Raw genomic sequence first — 23,517 nt, 5'->3', positions numbered from 1 at the left:
CGGTCGGCCCACCGCTGCTGGTGGGGGCGGGCGCGCTGGGCGTCCTGGTCGCGCTCGTCGCCGCGGTGCGCGCGCGGCGGGTCGCGGCCGGGCACCGCCCGGGCGCCGCCACGGCCGTCGTCGTGTCGGCGGCGGTGCTGTACGGGGTCGCGTTCCTGCTGCTGGCCCCCGGGCTGAGCCTGCTGGTGCTGCTCGGCTACCTGATGGCCGCGTTCGGTCCGGTGGTGCTGCTGGGCACGCTGCTGGCCGGCGCGCTGCGCTCCCGGCTGGCGGCGGCGGTGGCCGCGGTCCTGGTGCTCGTCCTGGTGGCGGCGTGGGTGAGCGGGGTGGCCGACGGCGACGTGCTGGGCACGTGGGCGTCCGCCTTCGCCGGCGGTCTGGCGCGCACGGCGCCGCGTTCGCTCGTCCTGCTCCTCCTGGCCGCGGGTGGGGTGCTGTGGCTCGCGCTGGGGTGGACGGCCGGGCGGGAGGCTGCCGGCGGCGCGCCCGTCGCGTGGACCCGTCCGGAGGCGGCCGCGCGCTGGGGCCGCGTCGCCACGGTCATCGCCGTGCTGTGCCCGCTGCCGTACGCGCTGCTGCGGGCCACCTGGCTGACCCCGTGGCCGCTGGGCGTGCCGGAGGGGACCGAGCTGCAGGTGGTGGGCGAGATGCGGCTGCAGGGGCTGCTCCTGGGCGGCGCCGCGGTGGCCGGAGCGGTGCTCACGGCCGGGCTGGTCGCGCGCTGGGGCGAGGTGTGGCCGCGGTGGGTGCCGGGGCTGCGCGGGCGCCCGGTCCCGGTGGCCGCCGCCGTGGTGCCGGGTGCGCTCGTCGCGCTGGTGATCTGCTCGGCCGCGGTGCCGATGGCGATGATGACGGTCGCGGGGGGCGAGCCGTGGATGCAGCTGGTGTTCCCGCTGCCGGTCTGGGGACCGGCGCTGGGCGCGGCCACCCTGGCCTACGCGCTGCGCCGCGGGGGCGAGCCGGGGCGACCTGGCACAATCGGGGGGTCATGACTGCGCAGCCCAGCACCCTCCCCCTCGTCTTCGACGCGCCCCGGCGCACGCCGACCCCGCGTCACCTCGCCGACCTCGACCCGGCCCAGCGCCGGGCCGAGGTCGGCGCGCTGGGCCTGCCCGGCTTCCGTGCCGACCAGCTCGCCCGCCACTACTTCGGCCGGCTGACCGCCGACCTCGACGCGATGACCGACCTGCCGGCCGGCGCCCGCGAGAAGCTCGGCGAGCTCCTGCCGCCGCTGGTCGTCCCCGTCCTGGAACAGGCCTGCGACGACGGGACCACCCGCAAGACCCTCTGGAAGGGCCACGACGGGGCCCGCGCCGAGTCGGTGCTGATGGGCTACCCCGACCGCGCCACCGTCTGCATCTCCAGCCAGGCCGGCTGCGGCATGGCCTGCCCGTTCTGCGCCACCGGCCAGGGCGGCCTGCAGCGCAACCTGTCCACCGCCGAGATCGTCGAGCAGGTCCGGCAGGCGGCCGCGGCCGCCCGCGACGGCGCACTCGGCGCCCCCGCCCGGCTGTCCAACGTGGTGTTCATGGGGATGGGCGAGCCGCTGGCCAACTACAAGCGCGTGGTCGCGGCCGTGCGGCGGATCACCGAGCCCACCCCGGACGGTCTGGGCATCTCCGCCCGCGGTGTCACCGTCTCCACGGTGGGCCTGGTCCCGGCGATCGACAAGCTCGCCGCCGAGGGCCTCCCGGTCACCCTCGCCGTCTCCCTGCACACCCCCGACGACGAGCTGCGCGACACCCTGGTGCCGGTGAACAACCGGTGGAAGGTCGCCGAGGTGCTCGACGCCACCCGTCGCTACGCCCAGGCCACCGGCCGCCGGGTCTCCATCGAGTACGCGCTGATCCGCGACGTCAACGACCACCCATGGCGCGCGGAGCTGCTGGCCAAGCTGCTGCGCCAGCGCGTCGGGGCCAAGCGCGTGCACGTCAACCTCATCCCGCTCAACCCGACGCCGGGCAGCGAGTGGGACGCCTCGCCGCGCCCGGTGCAGGACGAGTTCGTCCGGATCGTGCGCGACGCCGGCGTCGCCTGCACCGTGCGCGACACCCGGGGCCGGGAGATCGCCGCCGCCTGCGGCCAGCTCGCGGCCCAGGTCTGACCCGGCCGGTCAGCCGGCGAGCGCGGGCCGCTCCGCCCGCTCCCACGCCCGGGCCGCCGCGACCCGGCTCCACTCCCGCCCGAACGCCCACCGGCGCACGGCGGGCACCGACGCGCACAGCCCGAAGAAGAGCCGCGCGGTGACCGCGGCGATCGGGCCGTCGGAGCCGGCGAGGGTCTGCTCCTTCTGGTCCATCGCGTACCGCACGGCCGCCGGTCCGTACTCGCGCATCTCGGCCTCGTACTCGCCGACCGCGCCCAGCAGGTCGCGCTCGCCGCGGGCGACCGCCGGCAGCAGCCGGCCGAGCAGGTGCGCATCGCGCAGGGCGGTGTTGCCGCCCAGGCCGCCGATCGGCGGCATGACGTGGATGGCGTCGCCGAGCACGGTCACCGGGCCGGCGGGCCACGGCGAGAGCGGGCCGGTGGCTCGGAAGGCGACGGCGGTCCGGCTGCGCGGGTCGGCGGCGGCCAGTGCGCGCCGCAGCCGCGGATCCCAGCCCGAGACCAGCACGTCCACCGCCACGCGCAGGGCGTCGCCGTCCAATTCGGTGACGTCGGGGGGCAGCACATCGGGTCGGGCGACCAGCGCGGCCAGCAGGTAGGGGCGCGCGTCGGGCTGCGGCGGCTCGAACACCGAGGTGAACAGGAAGCACGGGCCGCTGGTGAGCACCGCGTTCATGCCCGTGCACAGCCGCGCAGGCAGCGCGGCCCGGATCTCGTCGGTCAGCCAGATCTTGTGCGCCACACCGACGGCGCCGGCGTCGAGCGTGCGCACGCCGGGCAGGAGCCGGCGGCGCACCCGCGATGCGGCGCCGTCCGCGCCGACGAGCAGGTCGGCGACCGCGGACCGGCCGTCGGCGAAGTCGGCGCGCACCCGGCCGTCGGGCAGCACCTCGTACCCGACGAACTCGGCGCCGTAGTGGACGACGTCGTCGAGGCCCTCGGCGAGCAGGCGGCGCAGGGTCGCCCGGTCGGCGGCGTAGTGGTCCTCGGCCGGGTCGGCCGCCCCGTCCGGGTACATGATCGATTCCTCGACGACCAGCAGCTCGCGCAGCCGCTCGGTGAGGAAGCCGAAGTCGCCGCCGGGCCCGGCCGTGTCGCGGAACTCCTGCCACCGGGCCGCCGGCAGGCAGGCGCTCAGGGCGCGCGCACCGGCCGGGTTGATGTGGATGCGGTAGCCCTCCCACCGGGTGCCCGGCCCCTCGTCGCGTTCGTGCACGGCGACGTCCACCCCCGCTCGACGCAGTGCCTGGGCGAGAGCGAGCCCGCCGATCCCGCCGCCGATGACAACCACCTTCATGACTGCTCCCCCCGTGTACCGATCAGTGCGTCCTCCAGCTGCGCGAACACCGCCCCGGCCGTCTCCGGCGCCAGCCGCACGCCCTTGACCACCGCGATCACCAGCTCGGTGGTGACCGCCACGTCCAGCGGGGCCCGCCACGCCCCGGCGGCGTTGCCGGCGGCGAGCACCGCGGACAGGACCTCACGCCAGCCGGCCTGGTGGCGGGCCATCGCCTCGGCGACCGCGGGGTCGCGGCGGGCGCGCAGGTCGAGCTCGACGGTCACCGCGAACAGCTCGGGGCGCTCGTCGAGCATGCGGAGCAGGCCGGCCAGGTGCGCGCGCAGCGCCCGCACCGGGTCCGCCGGGCCCTCGCCCAGCACCCAGAACTGCCGGGTGGCGTACTCCGCGACGGCCAGCACCAGGTCCTGCTTGGTCGCGAAGTGGTGGTGCAGCGTCGAGTGGTCGATGCCGACGTCCTCGGCGACCTGGCGCAGCCGCAGGCCCTCGAACCCCACCTCGGCGACGCGACCGAACGCCGCCAGCACGAGTTGCTCCCGGCGTCCCGCCGCATCTCCACCAACCACTTGGTTGAGCCTAGGGACGCACGATGGCCCGTGCAAGGGGGTGTTTCAGGACGTGCCGGGACCCGGGTGGGCCGCGCTCAGGCCCCCTGGACGCCCAGCACGTCGGCCAGGTCGAACGAGACCGGCCGTTCGAGCTGCTCGTAGGTGCACGACTCGGGGTCGCGGTCGGGGCGCCAGCGCACGAACTGCGCGGTGTGCCGGAACCGCACGCCCTCCATGTAGTCGTAGCGCACCTCGACCACCCGTTCCGGGCGCAGCGGCACGAACGACAGGTCCTTGCCGGCGTTCCACCGGCTCACCTCGTTCTTGCGGGGGGTCCGCTCGCCCTGCTCGTGCGCCGCCCAGTTCCACGGGTGGCCCTCGAACCCGGTGACCAGCGGTTGCATCTCGGCGAACAGTTCGCGCCGCAAGGCCATCGGGAACGCCCCGATCACGCCGACCGAGGCCAGCACGCCGCGCTCGTCGAACAGGCCCAGCAGCAGCGAGCCGATGGCGTCCGGGCCGGACTTGTGGACCCGGTAGCCGGCCACGACGCAGTCGCAGGTGCGCTCGTGCTTGATCTTGGCCATCACCCGCTTGTCGGGCTGGTAGACCTCGTCGGGCTGCTTGGCGATCAGGCCGTCCAGGCCCGCTCCCTCGAACTGCTCGAACCACCGCTGCGCGCGCTCGTGGTCGTCGGTGAGCGGGGTGATGTGCACGGGCGACCCGGCCTGGGCGAGCGCCTCCTCCAGCCGTGCCCGGCGCTCGGCGAACGGGCGCTGGGTGAGGTCCTCGTCGCCCACGGCCAGCAGGTCGAAGGCGATGAAGCTGGCCGGGGTCTGCTCGGCCAGCAGGTTCACCCGCGACGCCGCCGGGTGGATGCGCTGCTGCAGGGCCTCGAAGTCGAGGGTGTTGCGGTCGGTGTCGGCGACGACGATCTCGCCGTCGATCACCGCCCGGTCCGGGAAGTTGGCCCTGACCGCCGCCACGACCTCGGGGAAGTAGCGGGTCATCGGCCGCTCGTTCCGGCTGCCGATCTCCACCTCGTCGCCGTCGCGGAAGATGATCGAGCGGAAGCCGTCCCACTTGGGCTCGTAGAGCCGGCCCGTCGGGATCTTCGCGATCGGCTTGGCCAGCATCGGCTTCACCGGGGGCATCACGGGGAGGTCCACGCAGGTCATCCTGCCCCCCGCGGCAAGCAGGCGACCGGCGGGCACCCGATCGGGGCTGGTCGTGCGCCCGGTCAGCGGCCCAGGCCGGCGACGAACCGGGTCAGCAGAGCGGCGAAGGCGGCCCGCTCGGCCTCGCTCCAGTCGGCCATCGCCGCGGCGAAGCGCGCCTCGCGGTGCGCGTGGACGTGGGCCAGGCGCTCGCGGCCGTCCGCGGTGAGCACCAGCCGCGAGCGGCGCCCGTCGGCCTGGTCGGCCTCGCGGCGCACGAGACCGGCCGCCACGGCCGCGGCGACCAGCTTGCTGGCCCGCGGCTGGTCGACGGCCAGCGCCCCGGCGACCCCGGTGACCCCGACCGGCGCCCCGGCCGCGTCGGCGACGTCGACGGCGTCGAGCACCTCCTGCACGGCGATGTCGACGTCGGAGGCCCCGGCGGCGCGGCCCAGCGCCCGCCGCGACTGCTGGCGGCGCACGGCGACCATCGCCGCCGCCACCGCGGCCACCGACCGGTCGGTCCCGTCCTGGACCATCGCACCACCCCGATGCATACTCTTTGACATGTACATGTCAGAAGACAAGCCTATCGGGTGGTGGGTCAAGCAGCTCGACCGCGCCCTGGAGGAGGCGCTGCCCCGGGCGCTGGCCGGCGAGGGCGTCGACCGCCGCCAGTGGCAGCTGCTCAACGTGGCCGCGGGGGAGGGGACCGCGCGGGCGCTCGCGCCGTTCTTCGCCGACCCCGCCGAGGCGGACGCACCGGTGCGCGCGCTGGCCGAGCGCGGGTGGGTGCGCACCGAGCGCGACCGCATCACCCTCACCGCCGAGGGCGCCGCCGCCCGCGACCGGCTCCTGGTGGCCGTGCGGGCCCAGCGCGAGCGGGTGATGGCCGGCATCGCGCCCGCCGAGTACGCCGCCACCGTCGACGTCCTGCGCCGGATGGCCGCGAACGCGGCGGCGAGCTGAACCGGGCACGATGCCCGGGTGCCCGCGCTGACCCCGGCCGACCTCGCCGCCGCCCGCGACCGGACCGTCGACGACGTCCTGCCCGGCCCCGGCGACCCGCCCCTGCGCGTGCTGTTCTGCGGCATCAACCCCGGGCTCGTCTCCGCCGCGACCGGCCTGCACTTCGCCCGGCCGGGCAACCGCTTCTGGCCCGCCCTGCACGCCTCCGGGTTCACCCCGCGCCGGCTGCTGCCCGCCGAGCAGGGCGAGCTGGCCGGCCTGGGCCTGGGCATCACCAACATGGCCCCGCGGGCCACCGCCCGCGCCGACGAGCTCTCCACCGAGGAACTGGTGGCCGGCGGGCGGCGGCTGCGGCAGCTGGTCGAGCAGGTGCGCCCGGTGTGGCTGGCCGTCGTCGGCATCACCGCGTACCGCACGGCGTTCGGCCTGCCGAAGGCCGGCGTCGGCCCGCGGGACGAGCGCTGGGGCGCGACGCGGATCTGGGTGCTGCCCAACCCGAGCGGCCTCAACGCGCACTGGACGCCGGCGACGCTGGGCGAGGAGTTCGCCCGGCTGCGGGAGGCCGCCGGCTGAGCCCCGCCGGCCCGGAGGAGGATCGGGCCTCCACTCGACGACGCGGGGGACACGGATGACGGCCGAGGAACGGGAGCTGTTCGAGTACTGGATCGCGCACATGGACGACGCGCTCGAAGAGTTCTCCGCGCGGTTGCCGTCGGAGGTGCGGGGCGCGCTCGACCGTACCCCGTCGTCGCTGGACGCCCTCGAGGCGTTCCTGCTCGAGCGCTACCCGGACCCCGCGGCCATCCGGGCCGATCCCGAACCGAACCTCGACGGCGCGGCCCGCTACGTCGGCGAGGTCTACCGCCGGCACATCGGCGGGACGTGGCGCATGCGCGACGACGACCCCTCCTACGTCTACGCGGGCCTGCCCGAGCTCACGTTCCTGCCGGAGCGGGACACGCCGGCCTGTCCGATCAGGCTCGTGACCACGGCCCTGCACCGCCGGACGGGCACGTTCCTGTCCACCGTGCTCACGAACCAGGCGAAGATCATCGCGAGGGCCCGCGGCTGACGGCCCGGCCGCGGCCGGTCAGCAGGCCGCCCACTCGTGGTGCGGCCCCTCGTGCACCGCGGCGTAGACCCGGTCGCGCACCGCGTTCGCCTCGGCGTCGGTGAGGGTCCGGTCGACCGGGCGCAGCACCAGGCGCAGCAGCACGTTCAGCTGGCCGGGGCGGGTGCCCAGGCGGGTCCGCGCCGGCGTGGGCAGGTCCTCGTGCGGGGTCGCGGCCAGCACGTCGAGGCTCTCCAGCGCGTCCGCCCGCGCGCCGAGGGCGGTGCGGACCCGGTCGCCGAGCAGTTCGGGGTCGACCACCGGGCCGTCGAGCACGATGGACAGGTCGCGACGCACGGGCGGCAGCGCCGACACCGGCCGCCACGGCGCGAGGTCGAGCATCTGCCCGGCGATGCGCGGGTCCTCGGCGCGCAGCAGCCGGATGTCGGGCACGCCCTTGCGCAGCATGAGGGCGCGGTCCAGGCCCATGCCCAGGGCGAGGCCGGTGTGCCGGGCGGGGTCGAGACCGGCCCGGCGCAGCACGTGCGGGGCGGCCAGCCCGCACTCGGCCAGCTCGACCCACCCGTCGGCGGTGCGGACGTCGACCTGCAGGCCGTCGGTGGTGTACGGGTGCTCGGCCGGTTCCGCGCGCCACCGCGCGCCCGGCAGCACGGCGGTGACCAGCGCATCGACCATGTCGAGCAGGTCGGGCACCCGCACCGGCGCGTCGCGGGTGATGCGCCACAGGTCGAGCTGGTGCGGCGTGCCGACGTGCAGCCGGTCGACCACGTCGCGGCGGTGGGTGAGCCCGGGCAGCACGAGCAGGACGTCGGCGGGCGGCCCGGGCCGGGCCGCGAGGCCGCGCAGCGCGGGCGGGACCCCGGCGGAGGTGTGGCTGCGCAGCATCACGGTGTCGCTGACGTAGCGGGAGTAGCGCCCGGCCCGGGTGGCCGCGGCCGGGGCGTAGCCCAGCCGGTCGTAGTTGTCCTCGACGGCGACGAGCGGCGACGGCCGGTGCACCTCGACCGCGCAGCCCCAGCGCGCGGCGAGGGCGTCGACGGCGGCGCCGAGCAGGGCCTGCAGGGCGTGCGGGCCGGCGGCGGGGTCGGTCAGGTCGCGCACGGACAGCGCGGCGACGAGTTGGGCGGCGGAAATGCGGGACGGGGTGAGCGTGGCGGTCATGGCTGGTCCTCGCGGTGCGGTGGCGGGCGGCGGCACACCCCGACCGCGGCGGCGCGAGGACTCAGGCGCGCGGTGGCCGGCCCTCGCGGCCGCGCTGCGGCCGGGGGCGGGGAAATCGCTGCTCACGCACGTGACCAGGGTATCGCGGCCGACCGCGCCCGGACCACGGGTAAACCCCGGGCCCAGCGGGCCCGGCGGGGCGTCAGCGGGCGTCGAGGTCCTGCACGTCGTCCTCCGGTGGCTCCTCGGCGCCGTCGCGGGCGTCGCGGTCGGCCCACTCCAGCAGCTCGTCGATCCGGAACACGGCGTCGTCGATGCCGGCGTGCAGGTCGCCCAGCTCGGCGAAGCGCGCGGGCACGGTGGCGATGGTGAAATCGTCCGGGACGGCGTCGTCGACCTCGTCCCAGCGGATCGGCGTCGAGACCAGGCCCTCGGCGACGCCGCGCACCGAGTACGCGCAGCGGATCGTGTGGTCGCGGGTGTTCTGGTTGTAGTCCACGAACACCGACGCCGGGTCGCGGTCCTTGCGCCACCAGGTCAGGTCGACGAGGTCGCAGCGGCGGCCGACCTCGCGGGCGAACGCGTGCGCGGCCCGGCGGACGTCGGCGAAGCCGTGCTCGGGCGGGATCCGCACGTAGACGTGCATGCCCTTGCCACCGGAGGTCTTCGGCCAGCCGGTGGCGCCCAGCTCGTCGAGCACCTCGTGGGCGACGTGCGCCACCCGCCGCACATCGGCGTAGGTGGCCCCGGGCATCGGGTCGAGGTCGATGCGCCACTCGTCGGGCTTCTCGGTGTCGGCGCGCCGGGAGTTCCACGGGTGGAACTCGACCGTCGACATCTGGACGGCCCACACGACGTCGGCCGGGTGCTGCACGCACAGCTCGTCGGCGTGGCGGCCCCAGCGCGGGAAGTCCACCCGCACGGTCTGGATCCAGTCGGGCGCGCCGCGCGGCAGCCGCTTCTGGTGGACCTTCTCCCCGGTGACGCCGGTCGGGAAGCGGTGCAGCATGCAGGGCCGGTCGCGCAGGGCGCGCACGACGCCGTCGGCGACCGCCAGGTAGTAGCGCGCCAGGTCGAGCTTGGTCTCGCCGCGGGCCGGGAAGTACACCCGGTCCGGGTTGCTCAGCCGGACGGTGCGGTCGCCGACCTCCAGCTCGACAGCGGGCCCGGCCACGGCGGCCTCAGCGCCGCCAGGAGTTGCGGCGCGAGACGACCTGGAGCGCGATCAGCCCGACCAGGACCAGCGCGGTGCCGTAGAGCCAGAGGTCCTGGGTCCTGCTCTGGTACGGGCCGAGGCTGAACAGCAGCAGGAAGATGATCGAGACGACACCGCCGGCGACCTTCCCCCTGGGGAAGCTGCCGTGCCAGCCCCACTCGGCCGACGGCTCGTCCCGCGGGTCGACCGCGGAGCGCTTGGCCAGCTCCTTGGAGTTCCTCGCCACCGGTAGTCCTCCTGATCATGCGAGTGCCGGGGCTCATCGTCGCACAACACGCGGCGGAGGATGATGGTGAGGATGTCCAGTCGCTCCGTGGTCGTGCTCGGGTCAACCGGTTCGGTCGGCACCCAGGCCCTCGACCTCATCTCCGCCAACCCGGACCGCTTCACCGTCGCCGGGCTGGCCGCCGGCGGGGGCGATCTCGACCTGCTCGCCCGCCAGGTCCGCGAGCACCGCGTGCCGCGCGTCGCCGTGGCGCGCGCGGAGGCCGCCGAGCGGCTGCGCGAGCTGCTGCCCGGCGTCTCGGTGCTGGCCGGGCCCGACGCCGCCACCGAGCTGGCCGGCACCTCCGGGGCCCACACCGTGCTCAACGCGATCACCGGTTCGGTCGGGCTGGGCCCCACGCTGGCCGCGCTCGACGCCGGCGCGGTGCTCGCGCTGGCCAACAAGGAGTCGCTGGTCGCGGGCGGCGCGCTGGTCACCGGGGCGGCCGCGCCCGGCCAGATCGTGCCGGTCGACTCCGAGCACTCCGCGCTGGCCCAGTGCCTGCGCGGCGGGCGGGCGAGCGAGGTCGACCGGCTCGTGCTGACCGCTTCCGGCGGGCCGTTCCGCGGGCGCAAACGCGCCGACCTCACCGGCGTCACCGTCGACGAGGCGCTGGCCCACCCCACCTGGAACATGGGCCCGGTCATCACGATCAACTCGGCGACGCTGATCAACAAGGGCCTCGAGGTGATCGAGGCGCACCTGCTGTTCGACATCCCCTACGACCGCATCGACGTCGTGGTGCACCCCCAGTCGATGATCCACTCGATGGTCACGTTCGTGGACGGCAGCACGCTGGCCCAGGCCAGCCCGCCGGACATGGGCCTGCCCATCTCGCTGGCGCTGGGCTGGCCCGAGCGGGTGCCGGGGGCGGCCCGGCCCAACCGCTGGGACGAGCCGCAGAGCTGGACGTTCGAACCGCTCGACGACGACGCGCTGCCCGGCGTGCGGCTGGCCCGCCGGGCGGGTGCCGCGGGCGGCTGCATGCCGGCCGTGCTCAACGCGGCCAACGAGGAGGTCGTGGCCGCCTTCGTGGCCGGCAGGCTCTCCTTCACCGCCATCACCGACGTGCTCGCGCAGGTGCTGGACGCGGCGGGAGCGTGGACCACCGACCCCGCTACGGTCTCCGACGTGCTCGCCGCCGAGGAGTGGGCCCGGGCCTACGCCCGCACGGCCGCGCGCACCGCCGCCGCGGCGGGCATCCGCTCGACCTGACCTGGAGTGCCTTCGATGATGACCGTGCTGGGAATCGTGATCTTCTTCGTGGGGATCCTGCTCTCGGTCGCCTGGCACGAGCTGGGGCACTTCACGACGGCCCGCTGGTTCGGCATCAAGGTTCCCGAGTTCATGGTCGGCTTCGGCCGGACGATCTGGTCGCGCAAGCGCGGCGAGACCGAGTTCGGGCTCAAGGCCATCCCGCTGGGCGGCTACATCCGCATGATCGGGATGATCCCACCGGCCCCCGGCTCGGGCAGCACGCTCGGCCGCACCCGGCGGACCGGCCCGTTCCAGGGCCTGATGGACGACGCCCGCCGCCAGTCCGCGATGGACGTGCGCCCCGAGGACGCCGACCGGCAGTTCTACCTGCGCGCCCCGTGGAAGCGCGTGGTGGTGATGTTCGCCGGGCCGTTCATGAACCTGGTGCTGGCGGTCGTGCTGTTCGCGATCGTGCTCATGGGGTTCGGGGTGCCCACGTACACGACCACCGTGAGCGCCGTCAGCGAGTGCGTCGTGCCGGCCACCGCCACGACGACGGAGTGCCCGCCGGGCGCACCGCTCACCCCGGCGGCCGCGGCCGGGTTCCGGGCCGGTGACCAGATCATCGCCTTCAACGGCCGCCCCTACGAGCAGGACGACTGGCGCGCGCTGCAGGAGGCCATCCGGGCCAGCTCGGGCACCGTGACGGTCACCGTGGAGCGCGACGGGCGCCGGCTGGACCTGACGCCCACGCTGATCACGACCCAGCTGCGCGACCTGGACGACAACGAGAAGATCGTCGACGCCAGCTTCCTGGGCCTGTCGCCGCTCAACGAGGTCCAGCGCAAGGACCTGCCGGCCGTCGCCGGGGAGATCGGCGAGATCATCAGCCGCACCGGCCAGGCCATCGTCGCGCTGCCCGCCCGCGTCCCGGCGCTGTTCGGGGCGGTGTTCCTGGGCGAGGAGCGCGACATGGACGGCCCCATCGGCGTGGTCGGCGTGTCCCGGATCGGCGGCGAGATCCTGGCCCAGGACATCCCGGTCGGCCAGGAGATCGCGTTCTTCCTGCAGCTGCTGGCCGCGGTGAACATCTCGCTGTTCCTGTTCAACCTGCTGCCGATCCCGCCGCTGGACGGCGGGCAGATCTTCCCGGCGCTCTGGGAGGCGGTGAAGAAGCGGATCGCGCGGCTGCGCGGGCGCCCCGACCCCGGGCCGGTGGACGTGGCCAAGCTGCTGCCGGTGGCCTACGTGGTGGCGCTGGTGTTCATCGCCTGGAGCGGGCTGCTGCTGGTGGCCGACGTCATCAACCCCGTGCGGCTGTTCCAGTAGCCGGTAGCCCCGGGGGAGGATCCCCTGGTCGGAGGGTATCCGTCACGCCGGGTGGTGGTGCTGGCCACGGCCGGCGGCGGGCCCGATCACGGGCCTGGATACTGGAGGGGTGACCGTCTCACTGGGCATGCCCGTGCCGCCCGCTCCCACCCTCGCCGAGCGACGCAAGACCCGCCAGCTGATGGTCGGACCGGTCGGGGTCGGATCGGACTTCCCGATCTCGGTGCAGTCCATGACCACCACGCTGACCGCCGACGTCAACGCGACCCTGCAGCAGATCGCCGAGCTCACCGCGGCCGGCTGCGACATCGTCCGGGTCGCCTGCCCGAGCCAGGACGACGCCGACGCGCTGCCCGCGATCGCGCGCAAGTCGCAGATCCCGGTCGTCGCCGACATCCACTTCCAGCCCAAGTACGTCTTCGCCGCGATCGAGGCGGGCTGCGCCGCGGTCCGGGTCAACCCGGGCAACATCCGCAAGTTCGACGACCAGGTCAAGCAGATCGCCGCCGCCGCGAAGGACCACGGCACGCCGATCCGGATCGGGGTCAACGCCGGCTCGCTGGACAAGCGACTGCTGGCCAAGTACGGCAAGGCCACCCCGGAGGCGCTGGCCGAGTCGGCGATGTGGGAGGCGAGCCTGTTCGCCGAGCACGACTTCCACGACATCAAGATCTCGGTCAAGCACAACGACCCGGTCGTCATGGTGCGCGCCTACGAGCTGCTCGCCGAGCAGTGCGACTACCCGCTGCACCTGGGCGTCACCGAGGCCGGGCCGGCCTTCCAGGGCACCATCAAGTCGGCCGTGGCGTTCGGCGCGCTGCTGCGCCAGGGCATCGGCGACACGATCCGCGTCTCGCTGTCCGCCCCGCCGGTCGAGGAGATCAAGGTCGGCACCCAGATCCTGCAGTCGCTCAACCTGCGCCCGCGCAAGCTGGAGATCGTGTCCTGCCCGTCCTGCGGGCGCGCCCAGGTCGACGTCTACAAGCTCGCCGACGAGGTCACCGCCGGCCTGACCGGCATGGAGGTGCCGCTGCGGGTCGCGGTCATGGGCTGCGTCGTCAACGGCCCGGGCGAGGCCCGCGAGGCCGACCTCGGCGTCGCCTCCGGCAACGGCAAGGGCCAGATCTTCGTCAGGGGCGAGGTCATCAAGACCGTGCCCGAGCACCAGATCGTGGAGACCCTGATCGAGGAGGCGCTCAAGATCGCCGAGTCGATGCCGCCCGTCGAGGGCGAGCCGACGGTCGTGGTCGGGTGAGCCGGGTCGCGTTCCCGACCGCCCTCGTGATCGACCTCGGGAGTCCTGCGATGATCGTCCCGAGTGCCCGGATCGCCCGATCACGGCCGGATTCCGGTCGGATCCCGTCGTAGGAACATCCGTGGCCGTCTGGCATCGTGAGAGGGTGCTTCGTACTGCCGGGGCGCGGCTGCTGGACGACCGGGACCGCGCCGGGGTGCGCGCGGTGCTGGAGAACGATCCGGTGGCCGCCTGCATGGTCGCGGCCCGTGTCGAGGTCGCCGGGCTCGACCCGTGGCGCCTCGGTGGCGAGCTGTGGGCCGTCGGGTCCAGGCTCGACGGGCTGTGCTTCTCCGGGGCCAACCTGGTGCCGCTGCGGGGCGAGCGCCCCGCGCTGCGCGCCTTCGCCGACCGGGCCCGCCGCCACGGCCGCGGCTGCTCGTCGTTGGTCGGCCGGGCGGAGCTGGTGCTGCCGCTGTGGGACGACCTGGCCGGCCACTGGACCCCCGCCCGGGAGGTCCGCGCCGACCAGCCGCTGATGGCGCTGGCGGGCCTGCCGGCCATCGCCGGCGACCCCTACGTCCGGCCGGTGCGCCCCGACGAGCTCGACCGCTACCTCCCGGCGGCGATCGCGATGTTCACCGAGGAGGTCGGGGTCGACCCCCGCCTCGGCGACGGCGGTGCCGGCTACCGGTCCCGGGTGGCCGAGCTGCTGGCGGCGGGCCGGGCGTTCGCCCGCTTCGAGGGCGACCAGGTCGTGTTCAAGGCCGAGATCGGCGCGCTGTCCTCGCAGGTGGGCCAGATCCAGGGCGTGTGGGTGCACCCCGAGCGCCGCGGCCACGGCCTGGGCACGGCCGGCACCGCGGCCGTGGTCGAGCGCCTCGCCGCGATGGGCCGGATCTCCAGCCTCTACGTCAACGACTTCAACCACGTCGCCAAGGCCGCCTACAAGCGGATCGGCTTCACCCAGATCGCCAGCTTCGCCACCATCCTGTTCTGAGCCTGTCCCGGGGCTCCGTCGAGAACGAAGTTATCGTGATCAACAGGGCCGAACGATCACGACAACTTCGTTCTCGACGGGGTCAGGCGGCCGCGCGGCGGTAGCGGCGCACCGCCAGCGGCAGGAAGACCGCGACGATCACCAGCGGCCAGGCCACGGCCAGCAGCATCGCGTTCCGCTCCGCCCAGGACGCCTGCGCGGCGACCGGGCCGATGTTGCCGAACAGCTCGCGGACCGCGGTCACCGTGGCCGAGATCGGGTTCCAGTCGGCCAGCGGGCCGAGCCAGCCCGGCAGCTGCGACGGGTGCACGAAGGTGTTGGCGATCATCGTGAGCGGGAACAGCGGGGCCCAGGCCAGGCCGGCGGCCTCCTGGCTGACCACGAGCCCGAGCCAGATGCCCACCCAGATCATCGCGAACCGCAGCAGGAGCAGCAGTCCGACGGCGGTCAGCGCGCCGGCCACGCCGCCGTGCGCCCGCCACCCGACCAGCAGCCCCAGGCCCACCAGCACCACCAGGTCGAGCACCGAGTTGACGACGTCGGCCACGCTGCGCCCGATGACGGGCGCGGCGGGGGCCATCGGCATCGAGCGGAACCGGTCGGTGACGCCGCGGGCCTTGTCGGCTGCGACCGTGGCCACCGTCGCCGCGGCACCGTTGACCATGGCCTGGGCGAACATGCCCGGCATCAGGAACTCGCGGTAGTCGCCACCGCCGGGCACCACGATCGCGCTGCCGAAGACGAACCCGAACAGCAGCACGAACATGGCCGGGAACGCGACGCTGGCGATGATCACGCTCGGGTTGCGCACCCAGTGCAGGAGGTCGCGGCGGGCGACCACCCACGAGTCGGACAGCGTCCAGCGCAGCGCGCCGCCGTCGGCGGGCGCGGTGGTGATCACCGTGGTCATGCCGGGACTCCGATCTCCTCGGTGGTGGCCGGGGCGGCCTGCTTGCCGGTGAGGTGCAGGAACACCTCGTCCAGGGTCGGGCGGCGCAGGCCGATGTCCTCGACGGGCAGTCCGGCGTCGTCCAGGGCACGCACGACCCCGGTCAGCGCGCTCACCCGGTCGCGCACCGGCGCGGAGAGCCTGCGCAGCGCGGCGTCGACCTCGACGGGCCCGCTGGCCGCCCTGGCCAGCAGGTCGGCCGCGGCGGGCAGGTCCGCGGCGTCGCGCACCAGGACGTCGACCCGGTCGCCGCCGATGCGCGACTTGAGCTCCGACGGCGTGCCCTCGGCGACCTTGCGGCCCCCGTCGAGCACGGCGATGCGGTCGGCGAGCTGGTCGGCCTCGTCGAGGTACTGGGTGGTCAGCACGACCGTCGTGCCGCCGGCGACCAGGCCGCGCAGCGCCGCCCACACCTCGCCGCGGTTGCGCGGGTCGAGCCCGGTGGTGGGCTCGTCGAGGAAGAACACCCGCGGCGCCAGCACCAGGCTGCTGGCCACGTCGAGGCGCCTGCGCATGCCGCCGGAGTAGGTCTTGGCCCGCCGGTCGGCGGCGTCGGTCAGCCCGAACTGCTCGAGCAGCTCGTCGGCGCGGCGGGCGGCCGCGCGGGCCGGGAGGTGGTAGAGCCGGCCCCACATCACCAGGTTCTCCCGCCCGGTGAGGATGTCGTCGACCGTGGTGTGCTGGCCGGTCAGCCCGACGGCCCGGCGCACCGCGGCCGGCTCGCGGACGATGTCGTGGCCGGCGACCTCGGCCCGGCCGGTGTCGGGGCGCAGCAGGGTGGTGAGCACCCGCACGGCGGTCGTCTTGCCGGCCCCGTTGGGGCCGAGGAGCCCGAGCACCGAGCCCTCCGCCACGGCCAGGTCGAGCCCGTCGAGGGCCCGCTTGCCCCGGAACCCCTTGCCGAGCCCCTCGGTCAGCACCGCGTCCGCCATGCCGACACCTCCGAACTGGGTACAGTGTACGTGAGCACGCGTACACTGTACCCAGTTTTAGGATCCGGTCAAATGACTTCCTCGGAACGCGCCGAGTCCCTCAAGCGCAGCCTCGCGCTGCTGTGGGGCAAGGCAGACGAGCCCACCCGCGGGCCCAAGCCCGCGCTCACGCGCGAGCGCATCGTCGAGACGGCCATCGCGATCGCCGACCAGGAGGGCGTGGGCGCGCTGTCGATGCGCCGCATCGCCGCGGCGCTCAACGTCGGGGCCATGTCGCTCTACCGGTACGTGCCGGGCAAGGACGAGCTGATCGACCTGATGGTCGACCACTCCTACGGCGAGGGCCCCGCCCTCGACGAGACCGGCGGCTGGCGCGAGCGCCTGGAGGCCGTGTGCCGGGGTGAGTGGGCGCACTACCACCGCCATCCGTGGCTGCTGCACGTCCAGCAGGGGCGCCCGCTGATGGGCCCCAACGCCCTGCTGTCCACCGAGGCCGCGCTGCGCATCCTCGACGGCACCGGCCTCGACGGCCGCGAGATGATCGACGCCATCGTCACCACGAGCTCGTGGGTCGCGGGGCTGGCCCGCACGTCGGTCGAGGCGTCGCGGGCCGCCACGGAGACCGGCGTCAGCGACGACGAGTGGTGGGCGGCCCAGGAGCCCTACCTGTCCGACGCGATGGGGGAGCGCTACCCGATGCTCGGCCGGGTCGCCGAGAGCGGCGGCTTCGACGGCCCCACCGACCGCTCGTTCGAGTTCGGCCTGCGCCGCGTGCTGGACGGCCTGGAGGTGCTCATCGCGGCCCGCCGGGCGGGCGAGCATCCCGACGCGGGCTGACCGGCCACGATCACGACCCGTCCGGGTGGCCCCGCGGCCCGCGGCGACCGCTGGGCATACTCGGCGCGTGCCGCTGACCCGCTCCCGCGCGCCGCGCCGGGCCGCCGCCCTGCTCGCCGCGCTCTGCGTGCTCGCCGGGGTCGGCGGCTGCGGCCTGTTCGGCGGCGACGGGCCGGAGAAGACCCTGACCGACTTCCTCGCCGCCTGGAGCGCAGGCGACGACGCGGGCGCCGCGGCGCTCACCGACGCCCCGCCCGCCGCGGCGGAGGCGCTGGGCGAGGCGCGCTCGGCGCTGCGGCCGGTCGGGCTGGTCGCGTCGGCGGGGCAGGTCCGCGAGGCCACCGAGCGCGCCACCGCCTCGGTCGACGTGCGCTGGGACCTCGGCCCCGGGCGCACCTGGAACTACCTCACCGAACTCGAGCTCGTCGAGACCCCGGACACCGAGCGCGGCTGGGTGGTGCACTGGGCGCCCACGGTCGTGCACCCGCAACTGGCCACCGGCCAGCGGCTCGCGGTGCGCACCGAGGAGCCGCAGCAGGCGCCGGTGGTCGACCGCGAGGGCGCCCCGCTGCTGGAGCCCACCCCGGTGGTGACCGTCCTGCTCGACCGGCTCGCCGCGGGCGACCTGCCCGCGGTCACCGGGGCGCTGGCCGCGGCGCTCTCGCCGCTGGACCCCGCCATCACCGCCGCGTCCATCACCGACGGCGCCGCCCGCACCCCCGACCGGCAGGCCTACCCGGTGGCCGTCCTGCGCGAGCGCGACTACCAGGTCGTGAAGAACGCCATCCACGACCTGCCCGGCGTCCGGTTCACCAGCGGGGAGCGGATGCTCGCGCCGGACGCGGGCTTCGCCCGCCAGGTCCTGCCGGCCGTGCGCGCCGAGATGGCCGAGCAGCTCGACGGGACCCCCGGCTGGTCGGTGCTGGTCACCGACCCCGGGGGGACCGCCATCACCACCCTCGCCGAGGGCGAGCCCAAGGCCGGGGCCACCGTCGGGGTGTCGCTCGACCGCGCGATCCAGACGGCCGCCGAGGACGCCGTCGAGCCGGTGGCCGAGCAGGCGATGATCGTGGCGGTCGCGCCGTCCAGCGGCGAGGTGCTGGCCGTCGCCCAGAACGCCCCCGCCGACGTCGAGGGCGCACTCTCGCTGACCGGCCGCTACCCGCCGGGGTCCACCTTCAAGATCGTGACGGCGGACGCCGCGCTCGCCGGCGGCGGCCTCGACGCGCAGAGCCCGGTGGCCTGCCCCGGCTCGGTGCTGATCGGTGGCCGGCCGCTGCCCAACAAGGGCGGCTTCGACCTGGGCACGGTGCCGCTGCGCACGGCCTTCGCGAAGTCGTGCAACACCACGTTCGGCCAGCTGGGCGCGGACCTTCCCGCCGACGCGCTGCCCGCCGCCGCGCTGCGCTTCGGCCTCGGCGCCGACTTCATCGTGCCCGGGGTCAAGACGATCACCGGCTCGGTCCCCCCGTCGGACGACCCCGTGCAGCGCGCCGAGGACGGCATCGGCCAGGGCCAGGTGCTGGCCAGCCCGCTGGGCATGGCGCTGGTCGCGGCGACGGTGGCCCGCGGCGAGCCGGTCGTGCCCGAACTGGTCCGCGGTCGGCCCACCGAGGTCACCGCACCCGCCGACCGGCCCGACCCGGCCCGGATCGCCCAGGTGCGGGACATGATGCGGGCGGTCGTCACGGAGGGCACCGCCACCCAGCTCGCCCCGTTCGGCGAGGTCCACGGCAAGACCGGGACCGCCGAGTTCACCGGGGCCGGACAGGCGCACGGCTGGTTCGTCGGCTACCGGGGAGACCTGGCCTTCGCCGTGCTCGTCGTCGACGGCGGCAGCTCCACCGCGGCCGTGGACACGGCGGCGCGGTTCCTCTCCGCGCTGGGCTGATCGGGTCAGCCGGGCAGCGCCCCGTCCTCCGGTCGGGCTACCGGAGAACCAGGGGCTTGCCACGGCACTTACCCTCGTGGGATGTCGCACAGCCGCATCCCGGCGCTCGCGTTCGCCGCCGACGTCGTCGCTGTGATCGTGTTCGCGGCGGTGGGCCGGGCCGGCCACGACGAGGCGAGCGACGTCCTCGGCCTGCTCGGCACGATGGCGCCGTTCGTCGTCGGCCTCGTGGCGTCGTGGGCGACGCCGATCGTGCGGGCCCGTCCCGCGGGGCTGCGCGCCGGCGCGGCCGTGGTCCTCGGCACCGTCGTGATCGGACTGGCGCTGCGCTTCGCGTTCACCGAGCGGCTCCCGCTGAGCTTCGCGGTGGTCGCCACGATCGCGCTAGCCGTGCTGCTGATCGGGTGGCGCGGGCTGTCGATCGCGGTGGCGCACCGAGCCGGTCAACGCGTGCGCTGAGCTGCCGGCCGGCGCCCCGTTCGGCCCCGGCCGGCCCCCGCGGCGCGCGACCTACACTGGCGCCATGCCCGCCCGCACCCTGCTCACCCCCGGTACGGTCTCGCCGATCCGACCCGTCCCCGCGCACATCCCGCGGCCGGAGTACGTCGGCAAGAAGGGCCCCACGCGCAGCACCGAGCCCTGGGTGCAGACGCCCGAGGTGATCGAGGCGATGCGGTTCGCCGGCCGGATCGCCGCGCAGGCGCTGGCCGCGGGCGGCGCGGCCGTCGCGCCGGGCGTCACCACCGACGAGGTCGACCGCGTCGTCCACGAGTTCCTCGTCGAGCACGACGCCTACCCCTCGACGCTGGGCTACAAGGGCTTCCCCAAGTCCTGCTGCACCAGCCTCAACGAGGTCATCTGCCACGGCATCCCGGACTCCACCGTCATCCGCGACGGCGACATCGTCAACATCGACGTCACCGCCTACATCGGCGGCGTGCACGGCGATACCAACGCCACCTTCCTGGCCGGCGACGTCGCCGAGGAGGACAGGCTCCTCGTCGAGCGCACCCGCGAGGCCACCGCGCGGGCCATCAAGGCGGTGCGGCCCGGCCGCGAGCTCAACGTCGTCGGGCGGGTCATCGAGTCCTACGCCCGCCGCTTCGGCTACGGCGTCGTCCGCGACTTCACCGGCCACGGCATCGGGCGCAGCTTCCACAGCGGCCTCGTGGTGCTGCACTACGACGAGCCGAGCGTGGACACGGTGCTCGAAGCCGGCATGACCTTCACCATCGAGCCGATGATCACCCTGGGCACCATCGACTACGACATCTGGGACGACGGCTGGACGGTGGTCACCAAGGACCGCGCCCGCACCGCCCAGTTCGAGCACACGGTTCTGGTCACCGCGGACGGCGCGGAGATCCTCACCCTGCCCTGAAACGGGTTCTCCGCGGCGCGCCCGGCACGTACCGTCGCGACCATGGGCAACGTCTACGACGGCATCGGCGCGGCACTGGCGGGCTGGATCGAGGCCCAGCCGGTGTTCTTCGTGGCCACCGCGCCGCTGGCCGCCGACGGGCTGGTCAACCTGTCGCCGAAGGGCACGGTCGGCACCTTCCGCGTGCTCGACGAGCACACCTTCGCCTACCTCGACGTGCTCGGCAGCGGCGTGGAGACCCAGGCCCACATCCGCGAGAACGGGCGCGTGTGCGTGATGCTGTGCGCCTTCGACGGCAAGCCGAACATCGTGCGCCTGCACGGCACCGGGCGCTCGGTGCTCGTCGACGAGCCGGGCTTCGACGAACTGCTGGAGCGGTTCGGCGAGGCCGGCCGGGAGCGGCGCCGCTACCTGCGCGGGGTGATCGTCGTCGACGTCGCGCGGGTGTCGGACTCCTGCGGCTACGCGGTGCCGAGGATGGCACTGGTCGAGGAGCGGGAGACGCTGGACAAGGTGCTGCAGAGCCGCGACGACGAGTACATCGCCCGCTACAAGGTGGAGCGCAACGCGGCCAGCCTCGACGGGTTGCCCGGGCTGCCGATCGCCTCACCGGCCTGAGCGCGACTCCCCGGGGATCAGCCGGGCTCGCCGAACAGGTCGGTGAGCCGGCGCAGGGTCGCCCGGATCGAGCGCAGGTTCCGCGCCGGGGCGCCCCACTTCTCCAGCGCCCACGGCGACAGGGCGGGCCCCCAGTCGAAGGTCTCGGTGATCCGGGTGCCCTCCTCGACCGCGTCCAGCTGGTAGCGCCACACGTGCCGGCCGAAGTGCCGCCAGGCGATCCGGCGGCCCTCCTCGAACTCGACGACGGTGTTGCGGATGCGGTAGGGCACGCCCCAGCGCATCGCGATCCCGAACCGGGCGCCGGGGCCGAGCCGCGCGGGCCCGGCGACGGCTCGGCGGACCGTGCCCGAGCCGTCGAACTCGGCGTGCCGGCGCGGGTCGGCGAGCAGGTCGAAGACCGCGGCCGGGTCCGCGGCCACCACGGTCGACGCCGAGACCGTGCGGTCGCTCACGCCGGGTCTCATCGCACCTCCTGGGGATCGGTACCGGACAGCCGGGGTCGCCCCGCCCGGGTCACCGGATCATCCTGTCGGCTCCCCGGCGATCGCGCGCGCCCGCGGCGGGGGCGGCGCGGCGCGCAGGCCGGCCGGGGTGGGCTCGGCCAGGGCGCTCGCGATGACCGGGTCGAGCGGTTGCACGCCCGCGACACCCAGCACGAACCGGCGCACCAGGCGCTGCCACGCGCCGGCCCGGGACAGCATGAAGTGACCGGCCCCGGGCACGTCGAAGCGGGCGACCCGGTCGGTCACCCGCTTCGCCCGGACCGCGTAGTCGAAGGAGGCGGCCGGTCTGGTCCAACTGTCGCGGTCGCCGTGCGCGATCAGCACGGTGCGCCCGGCGAGCTGGTCGACGGGGTCGGCCGCGTCGACCCACGGGGCCAGCGCGCACACCGCCACCACCGGGTCGGCCCCGGCGGCGGCCAGCGCCGCCCGCCCGCCCATCGAGTGGCCCAGCAGGACCACCGGGACGCCGGGGTGCAGTGCGGCGACGGCGTCCACGCCCGCCCCGGCGTCGCGGGCGGCGTCGCGGGCCGACCCGTTCCAGCCCCGGTAGCGGTAGCGCTGCATGTGGACGGCGAGCCCCCCGCGGGCGAGGGAGCGGGCGAACGGCAGCATCCGCCAGTACGTCGTCCGCTTGCGCTCACCACTCTCGTAGCTGGTCGTGCGCCCGCCGTGCAGCACCAGCACGGCAGCCGGTGGCGCGTCGGGGACGGCTCCCACGGGTTCGATCCGGGGCAGGACGCCGGGGGTGGGTCGTACGGGCACGGGCTACCTCGTGGGTGGGACGGGATGGGCAACGCCATGGAGGTCTTCCACACCTCGACGGCGGCCGGTCAGCACGTGCGACCGATATCACATCCTGGCCGTCCGGCCGATCGGGCCTCGCCACCGACGGCGGCACACTGGAATGATCGGTCCGAGCCGTTCCCCTCCCGGGGAAGGGTGACCGGCAGCACAGGGTGGCCGGTCGCCCACGGCCACCGGTCACCGGGCACCATCGGGGGCGAGCGGAGCGAGGAGGTATCGATGCCGGCGGACACGCCGCTGACGGTCGGGCAGAAGCTGAAGCTGAGCTTCACCCGGCGCCGGCGCGGTACCGGGTTCTGGTACGGCCTGGCCATCGCGCTGCTGTGGCCGCCGACGGTGTACGGCCCCCGGTTGTCGTGGCGCGGCGGCGAGCACATCCCGCGCGAGGGCGGCGTGCTGCTGGCGGCCAACCACGTCTCGTTCGCCGACCCGATCTACAACGTCGCCTTCGCCACCGCGCACGGGCGCGTGCCGCGGTTCCTGGCCAAGTCCGAGCTGTGGAAGGTCCCCGGGGTCCGGTCGGTGATGAGCGGCGGCCGCCACGTCCCCGTCTACCGCCAGTCCGCCCGCGCCGCGGACGCCTTCCGCGGCGCCATCGAGGCGATCAACCGCGGCGAGGTCGTCGTCTTCTACCCCGAGTCGACCTACACCGCCGACCCGGACGGCTGGCCGATGAAGGGCAAGAACGGCATCGGCCGGATCGCGCTGGTCACCCGGGCCCCGGTGATCCCGGTCGCCAACTGGGGCACCCAGGACCTGGTGCCCCCGGGCAAGGGGCCGCGGCCGTTCCCCCGCAAGCGGGTGACCGTCGTGGCCGGTCCGCCGGTCGACCTGTCGGAGTGGCTGGGCGGCCCGCGCACCCGCAAGGCGCTCGACGGCGTGACCGCCGCCATCATGGCCGACATCACGACGCTGGTCGCCGACATCCGCGGCGAGGCCCCGCCCGCCGTGCCGTTCGACCCGGACGCCCCCGTGGCCCCGCCCCCGGCGACCGACCCCATCGAGGAGCCGGCCGACCCGCAGGCCCCCCGCCCGGCAGGCTGAGCCC

Annotated in this window: 26 protein-coding genes; 15 read left to right on the top strand and 11 right to left on the bottom strand. The window is 74.9% G+C overall.

The window, feature by feature from the left end:
• The coding region (locus tag KIK08_RS10560) for a hypothetical protein (RefSeq protein WP_214402865.1) at positions 1-992 on the top strand (992 nt) is incomplete at its 5' end.
• Positions 989-2,104 carry a dual-specificity RNA methyltransferase RlmN gene (rlmN, locus tag KIK08_RS10555; protein WP_214402864.1) on the top strand — a complete coding sequence of 372 codons (1,116 nt, stop codon included), beginning with the start codon at positions 989-991 and terminating at the stop codon, positions 2,102-2,104. The genes KIK08_RS10560 and rlmN, both read left to right, overlap by 4 nt.
• Positions 2,105-2,113: 9 nt before the next feature.
• Here rlmN and KIK08_RS10550 read toward each other — a convergent pair whose 3' ends face one another.
• The 4 genes from KIK08_RS10550 to KIK08_RS10535 form a co-directional block, all read right to left on the bottom strand.
• On the bottom strand, positions 2,114-3,403 hold the full coding sequence (locus KIK08_RS10550) for an FAD-dependent oxidoreductase (protein WP_214402863.1): 1,290 nt from the start codon (positions 3,401-3,403) through the stop codon (positions 2,114-2,116).
• Positions 3,400-3,969, bottom strand: coding sequence for a TetR/AcrR family transcriptional regulator (locus KIK08_RS10545; protein ID WP_214402862.1), 570 nt, complete (start codon positions 3,967-3,969; stop codon positions 3,400-3,402). Before KIK08_RS10545 ends, KIK08_RS10550 begins: the two co-directional genes overlap by 4 nt.
• Before the next feature lie 77 nt (positions 3,970-4,046).
• Positions 4,047-5,120 (bottom strand): ATP-dependent DNA ligase, encoded by a 1,074-nt coding sequence (locus tag KIK08_RS10540; protein ID WP_214402861.1) that lies wholly within the window; start codon positions 5,118-5,120, stop codon positions 4,047-4,049.
• A 71-nt stretch (positions 5,121-5,191) separates the two neighbouring features.
• Positions 5,192-5,647 (bottom strand): MarR family winged helix-turn-helix transcriptional regulator, encoded by a 456-nt coding sequence (locus KIK08_RS10535; RefSeq protein WP_214402860.1) that lies wholly within the window; start codon positions 5,645-5,647, stop codon positions 5,192-5,194.
• Positions 5,648-5,675: 28 nt separating this feature from the next.
• Between KIK08_RS10535 and KIK08_RS10530 the strand changes: the two genes are divergently transcribed.
• Genes KIK08_RS10530 through KIK08_RS10520 form a run of 3 tightly spaced genes read left to right on the top strand, consistent with a single transcriptional unit; the run spans position 5,676 to position 7,149 of the window.
• Positions 5,676-6,077 (top strand): MarR family winged helix-turn-helix transcriptional regulator, encoded by a 402-nt coding sequence (locus KIK08_RS10530; protein WP_214402859.1) that lies wholly within the window; start codon positions 5,676-5,678, stop codon positions 6,075-6,077.
• A gap of 18 nt (positions 6,078-6,095) precedes the next feature.
• Positions 6,096-6,650, top strand: coding sequence for a G/U mismatch-specific DNA glycosylase (gene mug, locus KIK08_RS10525; protein WP_214402858.1), 555 nt, complete (start codon positions 6,096-6,098; stop codon positions 6,648-6,650).
• A 55-nt stretch (positions 6,651-6,705) separates the two neighbouring features.
• A complete protein-coding gene (locus tag KIK08_RS10520; RefSeq protein WP_214402857.1) occupies positions 6,706-7,149 on the top strand; it encodes a hypothetical protein in 444 nt (147 codons plus the stop codon).
• A gap of 18 nt (positions 7,150-7,167) precedes the next feature.
• On the opposite strand, the gene srmL is transcribed toward KIK08_RS10520, so the two are convergent.
• The 3 genes from srmL to KIK08_RS10505 form a co-directional block, all read right to left on the bottom strand.
• A complete protein-coding gene (gene srmL / locus KIK08_RS10515; RefSeq protein WP_214402856.1) occupies positions 7,168-8,310 on the bottom strand; it encodes a PheS-related mystery ligase SrmL in 1,143 nt (380 codons plus the stop codon).
• A gap of 202 nt (positions 8,311-8,512) precedes the next feature.
• On the bottom strand, positions 8,513-9,484 hold the full coding sequence (gene ligD / locus KIK08_RS10510; protein WP_214402855.1) for a non-homologous end-joining DNA ligase: 972 nt from the start codon (positions 9,482-9,484) through the stop codon (positions 8,513-8,515).
• Positions 9,485-9,491: 7 nt separating this feature from the next.
• Positions 9,492-9,752 (bottom strand): DUF2631 domain-containing protein, encoded by a 261-nt coding sequence (locus tag KIK08_RS10505; protein WP_308257560.1) that lies wholly within the window; start codon positions 9,750-9,752, stop codon positions 9,492-9,494.
• Positions 9,753-9,824: 72 nt separating this feature from the next.
• Between KIK08_RS10505 and dxr the strand changes: the two genes are divergently transcribed.
• From dxr to KIK08_RS10485, 4 genes are all read left to right on the top strand, one after another.
• Positions 9,825-11,006 carry a 1-deoxy-D-xylulose-5-phosphate reductoisomerase gene (gene dxr / locus KIK08_RS10500; RefSeq protein ID WP_214402854.1) on the top strand — a complete coding sequence of 394 codons (1,182 nt, stop codon included), beginning with the start codon at positions 9,825-9,827 and terminating at the stop codon, positions 11,004-11,006.
• An 18-nt stretch (positions 11,007-11,024) separates the two neighbouring features.
• On the top strand, positions 11,025-12,317 hold the full coding sequence (locus KIK08_RS10495) for a M50 family metallopeptidase (RefSeq protein WP_250556716.1): 1,293 nt from the start codon (positions 11,025-11,027) through the stop codon (positions 12,315-12,317).
• A gap of 109 nt (positions 12,318-12,426) precedes the next feature.
• Complete coding sequence (ispG, locus tag KIK08_RS10490) at positions 12,427-13,572, top strand: flavodoxin-dependent (E)-4-hydroxy-3-methylbut-2-enyl-diphosphate synthase (protein ID WP_214402852.1); 1,146 nt, start codon at positions 12,427-12,429, stop codon at positions 13,570-13,572.
• Positions 13,573-13,717: 145 nt separating this feature from the next.
• Entirely contained in the window at positions 13,718-14,551 is an 834-nt protein-coding gene (locus KIK08_RS10485) for a GNAT family N-acetyltransferase (RefSeq protein WP_214402851.1), read from the top strand.
• Between the two features lie 82 nt (positions 14,552-14,633).
• Here the strand turns inward: KIK08_RS10485 and KIK08_RS10480 are convergent, their stop codons facing one another.
• Positions 14,634-15,461: an ABC transporter permease gene (locus tag KIK08_RS10480; RefSeq protein ID WP_250556715.1), complete on the bottom strand. Its 828-nt coding sequence runs from the start codon at positions 15,459-15,461 to the stop codon at positions 14,634-14,636.
• The gene (locus tag KIK08_RS10475; protein ID WP_214402850.1) at positions 15,458-16,432 is read right to left on the bottom strand and encodes an ATP-binding cassette domain-containing protein; all 975 of its coding nucleotides are present in this window, start codon (positions 16,430-16,432) and stop codon (positions 15,458-15,460) included. The genes KIK08_RS10480 and KIK08_RS10475 overlap by 4 nt, the downstream gene beginning before the upstream one ends.
• Before the next feature lie 72 nt (positions 16,433-16,504).
• Here KIK08_RS10475 and KIK08_RS10470 point away from each other — a divergent pair, with 72 nt between their 5' ends.
• The 5 genes from KIK08_RS10470 to KIK08_RS10450 all read left to right on the top strand — a co-directional run bounded on the left by KIK08_RS10470 (position 16,505) and on the right by KIK08_RS10450 (position 21,159).
• Positions 16,505-17,269, top strand: coding sequence for a TetR/AcrR family transcriptional regulator (locus KIK08_RS10470; RefSeq protein ID WP_214402849.1), 765 nt, complete (start codon positions 16,505-16,507; stop codon positions 17,267-17,269).
• 67 nt (positions 17,270-17,336) lie between these two features.
• Positions 17,337-19,160 (top strand): penicillin-binding transpeptidase domain-containing protein, encoded by a 1,824-nt coding sequence (locus KIK08_RS10465; RefSeq protein WP_308257559.1) that lies wholly within the window; start codon positions 17,337-17,339, stop codon positions 19,158-19,160.
• An 81-nt stretch (positions 19,161-19,241) separates the two neighbouring features.
• On the top strand, positions 19,242-19,619 hold the full coding sequence (locus KIK08_RS10460; protein WP_214402848.1) for a DUF3054 domain-containing protein: 378 nt from the start codon (positions 19,242-19,244) through the stop codon (positions 19,617-19,619).
• A gap of 64 nt (positions 19,620-19,683) precedes the next feature.
• On the top strand, positions 19,684-20,541 hold the full coding sequence (gene map, locus KIK08_RS10455) for a type I methionyl aminopeptidase (RefSeq protein WP_214402847.1): 858 nt from the start codon (positions 19,684-19,686) through the stop codon (positions 20,539-20,541).
• A 42-nt stretch (positions 20,542-20,583) separates the two neighbouring features.
• Positions 20,584-21,159, top strand: a complete 576-nt coding sequence (locus KIK08_RS10450; protein WP_214402846.1) for a pyridoxamine 5'-phosphate oxidase family protein — start codon at positions 20,584-20,586, stop codon at positions 21,157-21,159.
• Positions 21,160-21,176: 17 nt separating this feature from the next.
• On the opposite strand, the gene KIK08_RS10445 is transcribed toward KIK08_RS10450, so the two are convergent.
• Entirely contained in the window at positions 21,177-21,626 is a 450-nt protein-coding gene (locus KIK08_RS10445) for an SRPBCC family protein (RefSeq protein WP_250556714.1), read from the bottom strand.
• A gap of 57 nt (positions 21,627-21,683) precedes the next feature.
• On the bottom strand, positions 21,684-22,427 hold the full coding sequence (locus tag KIK08_RS10440; protein ID WP_214402845.1) for an alpha/beta hydrolase: 744 nt from the start codon (positions 22,425-22,427) through the stop codon (positions 21,684-21,686).
• A 261-nt stretch (positions 22,428-22,688) separates the two neighbouring features.
• On the opposite strand from KIK08_RS10440, the gene KIK08_RS10435 reads away from it, so the two are divergent.
• Positions 22,689-23,513: a lysophospholipid acyltransferase family protein gene (locus tag KIK08_RS10435; RefSeq protein ID WP_214402844.1), complete on the top strand. Its 825-nt coding sequence runs from the start codon at positions 22,689-22,691 to the stop codon at positions 23,511-23,513.
• The last annotated feature ends 4 nt before the right edge of the window (positions 23,514-23,517 follow it).

This window comes from Pseudonocardia lacus (genome assembly GCF_018531445.1).
Taxonomy (GTDB): domain Bacteria; phylum Actinomycetota; class Actinomycetes; order Mycobacteriales; family Pseudonocardiaceae; genus Pseudonocardia; species Pseudonocardia lacus.
Note: the sequence above shows the minus strand (reverse complement) of the source record. Positions and strands in the feature narration are given on the sequence as shown.